General features: G+C 58.8%; 9 protein-coding genes. 5 read left to right on the top strand and 4 right to left on the bottom strand.

Features of this window, described 5'->3' with window-relative positions; all coding sequences use genetic code 11:
- Positions 1-221 precede the first annotated feature (221 nt).
- Positions 222-809 carry a hypothetical protein gene (locus JGU71_RS29380; protein WP_199708686.1) on the top strand — a complete coding sequence of 196 codons (588 nt, stop codon included), beginning with the start codon at positions 222-224 and terminating at the stop codon, positions 807-809.
- Positions 810-1333: 524 nt separating this feature from the next.
- Positions 1334-1885: an HD domain-containing protein gene (locus JGU71_RS29385; protein ID WP_233530276.1), complete on the top strand. Its 552-nt coding sequence runs from the start codon at positions 1334-1336 to the stop codon at positions 1883-1885.
- Here JGU71_RS29385 and JGU71_RS29390 read toward each other — a convergent pair whose 3' ends face one another.
- Together JGU71_RS29390 and JGU71_RS29395 are read right to left on the bottom strand one after the other, a co-directional pair.
- Positions 1886-2356 carry an NUDIX hydrolase gene (locus tag JGU71_RS29390; protein WP_199708687.1) on the bottom strand — a complete coding sequence of 157 codons (471 nt, stop codon included), beginning with the start codon at positions 2354-2356 and terminating at the stop codon, positions 1886-1888. It abuts the gene before it with no gap.
- Positions 2357-2370: 14 nt separating this feature from the next.
- On the bottom strand, positions 2371-3081 hold the full coding sequence (locus tag JGU71_RS29395; protein WP_233530277.1) for a DUF5919 domain-containing protein: 711 nt from the start codon (positions 3079-3081) through the stop codon (positions 2371-2373).
- A gap of 232 nt (positions 3082-3313) precedes the next feature.
- Here JGU71_RS29395 and JGU71_RS29400 point away from each other — a divergent pair, with 232 nt between their 5' ends.
- The 3 genes from JGU71_RS29400 to JGU71_RS29410 all read left to right on the top strand — a co-directional run bounded on the left by JGU71_RS29400 (position 3314) and on the right by JGU71_RS29410 (position 5797).
- Positions 3314-3529 carry an excisionase family DNA-binding protein gene (locus JGU71_RS29400; RefSeq protein ID WP_233530278.1) on the top strand — a complete coding sequence of 72 codons (216 nt, stop codon included), beginning with the start codon at positions 3314-3316 and terminating at the stop codon, positions 3527-3529.
- A gap of 417 nt (positions 3530-3946) precedes the next feature.
- Positions 3947-4714 (top strand): DUF2637 domain-containing protein, encoded by a 768-nt coding sequence (locus tag JGU71_RS29405; protein ID WP_199708693.1) that lies wholly within the window; start codon positions 3947-3949, stop codon positions 4712-4714.
- A gap of 252 nt (positions 4715-4966) precedes the next feature.
- Positions 4967-5797, top strand: a complete 831-nt coding sequence (locus tag JGU71_RS29410) for a helix-turn-helix domain-containing protein (RefSeq protein WP_199708689.1) — start codon at positions 4967-4969, stop codon at positions 5795-5797.
- A 440-nt stretch (positions 5798-6237) separates the two neighbouring features.
- On the opposite strand, the gene JGU71_RS29415 is transcribed toward JGU71_RS29410, so the two are convergent.
- Both JGU71_RS29415 and JGU71_RS29420 read right to left on the bottom strand, forming a co-directional pair.
- Complete coding sequence (locus JGU71_RS29415) at positions 6238-6798, bottom strand: hypothetical protein (RefSeq protein WP_199708690.1); 561 nt, start codon at positions 6796-6798, stop codon at positions 6238-6240.
- A gap of 62 nt (positions 6799-6860) precedes the next feature.
- Positions 6861-7358, bottom strand: a complete 498-nt coding sequence (locus JGU71_RS29420) for a GvpU-like protein (RefSeq protein ID WP_199708691.1) — start codon at positions 7356-7358, stop codon at positions 6861-6863.
- Positions 7359-7503: the final 145 nt, after the last annotated feature.

Raw genomic sequence — 7503 nt, forward strand, 5'->3', positions numbered from 1 at the left:
CAACGCACCCGACCCAGCCACCGCCTTGACGCCACCACCGACCAGGTGCATCCTCACTAACGCACTCCAAGGTGGTCCCATGCTCGTGGCAAGCAGGTGGTCCCATCACCCTGGCAAATGACATACCTCTCAACCGGAGGCGCCTCGTTGCGTTAATGAGGCTAAAGACGCTTTCCGATCGGATGTCAGACGCGTGTGCTGGAAGCTTTCCAGTCGACAGGATGCGCCGATGCTGTGAGGCACTCCTCGATGGGGCAGCCGATGCGCTCGGGTTGTCGTCCGGCGAAGAGGACGAACTTGAACAACGGGCTTTTCTTTTTGTTCGCGAAGCCCTATATGGGCTCGACAGCTTAGCCGACATGGGTGTTCGCACCGAACTCAAGGAACTCAGAGCCAAGGCCGTTGAATTTCTTGCGGCCAGTCCATTGCCTACCGTTCACGACGTTCTCGGTCCGGTACTCGAGAACATTCGTCATCGCGAGTACCGTGAGGCGCACGATAAACTAGCAGCCGTACGAAAGGCGGACACTGCTGGCACGAATGCGGAGAATCTGCTTGCAATCGAAGCATACCTGTTGATCCAACTTCGTCGGTTTGAGGACGTTCCACAAGTGATCGGCAATCTACTTGCCGTGTCCGAGCTACTTCCAAATAATCTTGAAATCAATCTGCAAAATTTGAAGAACATTCGAGAGGCGTTGTTGAGCACACGGCTGATGTGGGTGTCCCCGTTCCCCCAACTCTCAACTCAAGTACAGCTAATAGATCGCGCGATAGAAGACATTGAAAGTCGCCGTGATGGCCCGTAACGATTGTAGCGGCAGTATTCGACACTCCGAAACTGTTCCTAACCTTTTGCCGATACTGACGGACAGTGGGCTGACTCATAATTATGGAATTCCAACCCTATGGTCGTGGATATGCTGAGATCGTTCTATTCTGGCGACGGGCTAGCCGCACCTTCCTCTAGCTGTTTGATCAGGTTCTCGTGAATCGGTCCAGCGTACTGCACGACGAAAAGTTGCTCTGGTGACTGGAAGGCCTTGTCAACTGGTCATTGTTCTTTCCGCAGCCTGCAAGGGTGAGCTCGCGATCCTTTAGTCCTTCTTCTTTAGAATAAAAGTCCGTCGGCTCAGTTTGCACAATTTCTGGTTATCGCATACGTCACTCTGCGCTATTCACGCCAAAGGATGACATCGTGGTGCGAGAAGGCAACTTGGCAGCATCCCTGTCTGGTCGAAACGGCGCAAAATTGCCATCCTGGGCTGATCACGCGGAATGCTATATGCTCATTTAGGTGCAATTGGTCGCGCACTCGGTAAGCTCGACGTCCATGGCCGTTGCCCGGACCTCGCCCCCCGCTCGCAAGGTTGCCAGGGAGCAGATTGCGATCTCCCTTCCGACCCGCTGGTTGCATGTGCAAGGCGTAGGCGCTCAGGCCGAACAAATCGCACCGGCTTTTGGAGGCGACGGCGAGGACCTGATCGCCGCTTGCTGGTTGCACGACATTGGCTATGCGCCTGCGTTAGCGCACACCGGTTTTCACCCTCTGGATGGAGCGAGGTTCCTGCGCGCAGAGGGATGGCCCGAGCGGATTTGTGGCCTGGTGGCACACCACTCGTTTGCAGATCTTGAAGCGGAACTTCGTGGGGTCGAGGGACTGGATGAGTTCGAAAATGAAGACTCCGCCGTCCGTGACGCGGTCTGGTACTGCGATATGACTACGGGACCCAGTGGCGAGCGGGTCGATGTGCACCAACGGCTTGACGAAATCGTCGCTCGGTATGGTCCGGCAGATGTTGTGTCGCAGTTTATAAGTCGCGCGCGCAGCGAACTCGTCGCCGCGGTGGAGCGAACCGAGCGAAGGCTACGCGCGGCTGTTTGATCAGCCGATGTACGGTTCGGGCGACCTGGCGTATCCGTGATCGATCCGAAGGCGGACTGACGGATGAATGTCGAGTCCGTCCAGCTCGTCCTGGTGCACCCATCGAACGATCGATGACTCGTCAGATGGTCGGAGCTCTCCGCCCACAGGTTTTGCACGCAGACAGATCGAGAACTGTTGGCGCACTTCGCCATTGGTGTACGCCATTACGTGGTTGGGATTGGTGTAAAGGCCGACAATGCCGGTGATCTCGACGTCGATGCCGGTTTCTTCGCGTGTCTCGCGGACTGCGGTCTCCGATATGTACTCGCCGACGTCCTGGCCCCCGCCGGGAATAGCCCATAGTCCGTTGTCGGTGCGTTGGATCAGCAACACCCGATCGTGGTCGTCGAGCACGAATGCCGTCGCTGCAACGACGATGCTGTTTGCTGGAGGTGCGTCAGGGTCGTAGTAGTGCTCGATGCGTGCCATCGAAGCGATTCTAGCTAGTTGTGCATGGATACGTGCGGTCCCGCCAGAGGCTTCGAATCCTCCCAGACGGCGTTGAAGCTATCTGCGTATGTGTCAAAGAGGTCGCCGCCCGCTAGCTGGCGTAGATGTAGCACTGGGGAATGGGCAGCCATTCGCCCGTAAACGTGTGTGTTGACAAGCATCTCGTTGTCGAAGCGGTAGATCGAGTTGTACAAGGTCGTTTCGTGCAGCCTGATGTCGATGGCGGGTTCGTCCGCGAGCGGCTGAAAGAACATGATTGCATTTCGGATTTTCGCAGCGATTGCCGCGGGGCCGATGTTCTCCTCTCGGCTGCGGCTCGTGACGTTAAGGCTGTCTGGATCCCCGAACAGGAATCTGATGTTCGTTCCAGCTCGCGACTTGGTGCGAAGTGTCTTGACCAATTTGTGGTTCTCCGTCAGGAACAAGCCAGCGTAGACAAGAATATCCAATTGACTTGCAGCGCTGTCTATTAGACGCGACCATACCTCTCGCGGCATTTCGTGCCGGTGCGGATACACGGCGACAACCTCGGACGTTGCAATCTCTGCTGCGCGTTCTGACCCGCGCGCGTCCGGCCACAGGAAAGACTCGGATTCACGCAACAACGCCGCAAGCGCATTCCTGTGCTTTGGATATGGTGTTCGGTTTTTCGTAATCCATCTTTCGATGGTCTTCGCGTCGACGTTTATCGCTTGCGCGGCCATGTCGCGCGTCAATCCTTGGCGAAGTAAAGCGTCTCGCAATCGGTCATTCGTCACTGTTCCCCCTCAGAAGTTGGGACGACTAGGGACGAGTTTACCACAGGGACGTCTCGAGAAGTCACGTTATGCGGTGCTGTCGTCCCCTCTGTACACGCGAATCTGTTTGTGCCCGAACCGATCCAACAACGACCGGACAGGTCACTCGGCCGGGCGTCGTTGCGGAAGGGACCATGCCATGAAGAAGCACGATCGATCCGGCAGCGGAACACCAGTCTTGATCAGCATCCAGAAGGGGGCGGAACTCGTCGGAGTTCATCCCAGGACATTGCGCCGCTGGATTGCCGAGGGTCGACTGACAGGCTACCGACTGGGGTCGCGCGCGATCCGTGTCGACAAGGGCGAATGCTTCGCGCTCGCGCAACCATTCGCAACGGCGAACGGTGCGTGGTGAACGCCGACGAGGTGAAATTTCGCGATCTCAGAAGGCTGTTCCACATATTCGAGGACATGGCGGCGTCCGCTCAGTCGACAGGCCACGATGGACTTGAGCCCAAATCTGGATTCCCAAACCAGCGATTGGCTCTCGCGGTCACTGCGATGGTCAGCATCTCCGATAATCAGCGCGAAGTGCTGAACATGCTTAGCGTGCGCGCCAGACCCGGAGGAAACGCGACACCGACCACGACTAGGGGAGCAGCTAGCCGCCGCGGCGCAGTGCAGCGACCCGGCGATCCGCGTCGTCTGCTCGCCGATGTCGGTCGCGGGCCTCGATATGCCGACCCGGCCGGTTTCGCCCTTCGACCGGCTGGACAGCGACGCGCTGACCCAACTCGTCGCGATCGCGATACCACCAGTCGTGTTGCCGCACATGATTGCTAGCCGAGCTCGCCCTCTTCGGATTGCAACCATCTCCGCTGTCGGCTTGACCGTCGCGATCGCCACAGGCGCATTCGTGCTCTCATTCGCGGCATTGTCGGACTTGGCTGTGCAAGCCGGCCAACCGCGTCACCTCGCGTGGATTTGGCCAGTCATCGTGGACGGAGCGATCCTGCAGTCGACCATCAGCGTAGTGACTTTGGCCCGCCTCGAAAGCGGTAAACCTGCGCTGCGCTTTTTCTGGACGGTCCTCGCTAGCACAGCCAGTGTCTCAGTGGCCGGCAACGCCTTTCACGCCGGAATATCATCTGGCCGCACATTGGCGCCGTTGGTCAGCGCGGCCGTAGCAACCGTCGCGCCAGTGAGCCTTCTCGCTGCGACGCACGGGATTGCGCTCCTCGTGCGGGTTACGCAACTCGCTGAACCGATGCCGGCCGACAAAGACCACCCCGTTTCGGCTCCGCCCGTGACCAGGCCGCGATCGTCAAAGTCTACGAAGGCAAACGATGCTCGCCTGCCTAGCCGAGCCAAACCGAGTCCGAAACCTTCACAGGCGACTGCATCGGAGCGAGACGCTTCGACGGATGACCCCGCAACAGTCGCCGCAGCTTTGAAAGAGGAGGGCTGGTCACATCGGCGGATCGGCGTCCGGCTTGGTGTGCACCACAAGACGGTCGGTCGGATGCTGCAGAAGGGCCCGCAGCCCACTGAATCCACAACTCCGACAGATGTTCGGAACGTATCCACCGCAAACGTGTAGCGAAAGACCAACATCCATCCAGAAAGGACATGGGCATGAGTCATGCGCCGATCGAACGAGACATGTTGACTGCCAACGAAGTCCGCGAAATCACCGGGGTACCAGTTTCGACTCTGCACGATTGGGCGTCTAAAAGAGAGCGTGGACTCGATGCACCCGGGCCGCACCACTTGAAATTAAGCGTCCGTCATCGCAGGTGGGCAAGACGAGACGTATACGCCTGGCTTGAATCCGCACGAGTGTGATTGATCGATGAGCTGGAAAGCAGTCGATTGGGCCACCGACGCCGACGTGGGATCACCAACCCTCAAGTTGATTCTGATCTTGCTCGCGAACAAAGCAGACGAGCGATTCTCCTGCTTTCCGTCGATCCGAACGCTGATGTCTGAATCGGGCGCGGGCAGAAGCACTGTCCTTCGTGCCCTCAAGACGTTGGAGGGCGACGGGCTGGTCACCAGGCGTGCTCAATTCCATGACTCGGGAGCGCAGCGGTCAAGTCGTTACTTCCTGAATCACCCTGATGCGCCGCACCTTTCACCCCGCCCCGAATCGACACCCCCCGGTCCCACTCCGAAACGCCGCCCGGTTCGCCGTGAAACGGAGGGGGTGTCATATCGAGACCCCACGGGGGAGTCGGTGGTGGACCCCAATAACCCCTCAAGGGAACCTCCATCCGAATCCGACGACGCCGGAGCCGCGCTTCTCCAATCTCTCCCACCCCCGTGGACAGTTGGCCGGAAGGATCGCGTGACGCTCGCGCCGAAGATTGACGCAGCGCTTCGCGCTGGCTGGGATGCGAAGCACCTCGCGGACTACTTGGCGAAGAACCCGACAGGCGTGCGCTTTCCTGCCCGGGTCCTCATGGCACGACTCGCCGATTTGCCTGCGCCGCCGGTGTATTCGACAAAGCACGTAAGTGCCAGAGCGCCGTGGTGTGGCGAGTGTGAAGACTCGCTGTCGCGAACGGTGACGGTTATTCAGTGGGATGGCTCGGACGGTGCTGCCTTCTGCCCGCGTTGCAGCCCCCAAGCGCAAAACGCGCAAGCAGCATCCGTACCGTGCCCGCCGCTGGAGGAGCGGTGATGGCCATCGTGCGCGGATGTCGAAACCAGGCATGTACGCGAGGTTTCAAAGTGGGGCAAGGTGTTGCCCTTACTCGGTTGACTGAGACGATCTGTCCGATATTCTCGCGGCGTGCGTGAGGAGTGTGCTACGTACTTCCTCTGACGACTTGGAGGCGGACCTACTGGCTGGATCGGACGCGTTCAAAGCGAGTAAACACGTGCAAACAACAATGGCGTCTTTAGGGCAGAGCGGTGTGGTCGAACACGGCGGTGGCCGCGAGAACGATGGGTGCGGCCATCGGGCGCCGGCGCGCGAACGCCCGCTACGCGTCTGTCAGCTTCTGGCCGTCGACGTTGCTCGCGTCACACGCGATCTACGCCAGCGTGAAACCGCCGAACGCAGCACCACCCGTAACCATCGAGACTGCATCGCGAGCCACTAAACGCTTGGTGTGGCGCCTAGGTATCGAGGATTGTCGGTTGTTCCCCGGGCGAAAGACTCCAGGGCACCCCTTGCGCATCGAGAAACATTACCGAAGTCGCAAGTTTGCCTTCGACTGTATCGCCCAGACCAAGGTTATTTCCGTCTCGGATAAGAAAGTAATTGACGGTGTACTTCCCACCCGCGCCAATTGAATCCACTATGTCCGGATGATGCTGCGGGTACGACATTCGCGTCGTCACCGATGCATCAGGGTGCGTAGGCTCTACGAATACCACGTCGAAGATTGGCTTCGAACTCAAGTTGGTGAGCAAGAGGGTCACGGCCCGCGGGTCGGAGTAGTTGGCTCGCAGACGTACAAGACGGGCTTGGTCTGCGCGACGCCGTTCTTCCTCAGTCGAGAATCGCCTATTGTCGCGGATAACGACGTACAGAGCGGCCAATACACCCAGGGTCGTGAATGTTGCCCCAAGCGGGACGGCAATCGCGCTCGCGATCTGGAGCCACTCAGGAACCGGCGAGCCCGCAGCCTCCCAACAGACAATCTTCTCGTCGACGATGTCGCATGCACTGGCCACGATCGGGAATCATCGCACGGCCCCAAGCGGCTGTAGGTTGCAGCACCGCGCAGGTGCCGAGGTCAGTCGCCGATGGTCCCAGGAGCCCACGCTGAAATATGGCTAAGTTGAAGCCGAAGGAGTGGATGCAGAATCGGCTGGCTACTGCCAATAAAACATCTCGCATTCTTGAGGTGAATCATCCGGGTGATCTTATGACCCTGATGTATAGAGTCGACAGGGTCCTCCCGCAGGGATCGTTCAGCACCTACATCGAAGAACGCCCTTGCAATGACGTCAGTCGTTCTGATCAGTTCAGCTTCGCCTGTGACCTCACCCCTTCTACGAAGTTCGGCCGCGCTTCTTTCGAAGAATTCCTTGACTGAAGTCAGTATCCCGGAAGCGACACCCCAGGGAAGGTACAGGGTGACGCCCATTTCGACGCCAGCATCATTGGCGTACTCGGCCATCCCCTGCAGGTTTACATCGGGCAGTCCGAACCAATCGACCGTCGTCGTGAAGTCCGGGATGTCCATGTCGTCGACTGGAGCGACATCGGGGTTGGTCTCGTCTTGTGTCATGGCCGTGAGGTTATCGGGCGATACCGACATTTAGATTCGATGGTGGGTCGCGGACGGTCCAGCCACCGACCGGGACACGGTGTGATCCCTGATTTTTGAGTGATCGTCCGCGGCCTGTGTCTGGTCGACGCGGTGTCCTTGTTCG

Source organism: Antrihabitans stalagmiti, assembly GCF_016482825.1.
GTDB lineage: Bacteria > Actinomycetota > Actinomycetes > Mycobacteriales > Mycobacteriaceae > Antrihabitans > Antrihabitans stalagmiti.

What these genes read in the sequence shown, in the direction of transcription:
- JGU71_RS29380 (WP_199708686.1), top strand. Translation starts at nt 222, where the DNA reads ATGCGCCGATGCTGTGAGGCACTCCTCGATGGGGCAGCCGATGCGCTC.
- JGU71_RS29385 (WP_233530276.1), top strand. Translation starts at nt 1,334, where the DNA reads ATGGCCGTTGCCCGGACCTCGCCCCCCGCTCGCAAGGTTGCCAGGGAG.
- JGU71_RS29390 (WP_199708687.1), bottom strand. Translation starts at nt 2,356, where the DNA reads ATGGCACGCATCGAGCACTACTACGACCCTGACGCACCTCCAGCAAAC.
- JGU71_RS29395 (WP_233530277.1), bottom strand. Translation starts at nt 3,081, where the DNA reads ATGGCCGCGCAAGCGATAAACGTCGACGCGAAGACCATCGAAAGATGG.
- JGU71_RS29400 (WP_233530278.1), top strand. Translation starts at nt 3,314, where the DNA reads ATGAAGAAGCACGATCGATCCGGCAGCGGAACACCAGTCTTGATCAGC.
- JGU71_RS29405 (WP_199708693.1), top strand. Translation starts at nt 3,947, where the DNA reads ATGATTGCTAGCCGAGCTCGCCCTCTTCGGATTGCAACCATCTCCGCT.
- JGU71_RS29410 (WP_199708689.1), top strand. Translation starts at nt 4,967, where the DNA reads ATGAGCTGGAAAGCAGTCGATTGGGCCACCGACGCCGACGTGGGATCA.
- JGU71_RS29420 (WP_199708691.1), bottom strand. Translation starts at nt 7,358, where the DNA reads ATGACACAAGACGAGACCAACCCCGATGTCGCTCCAGTCGACGACATG.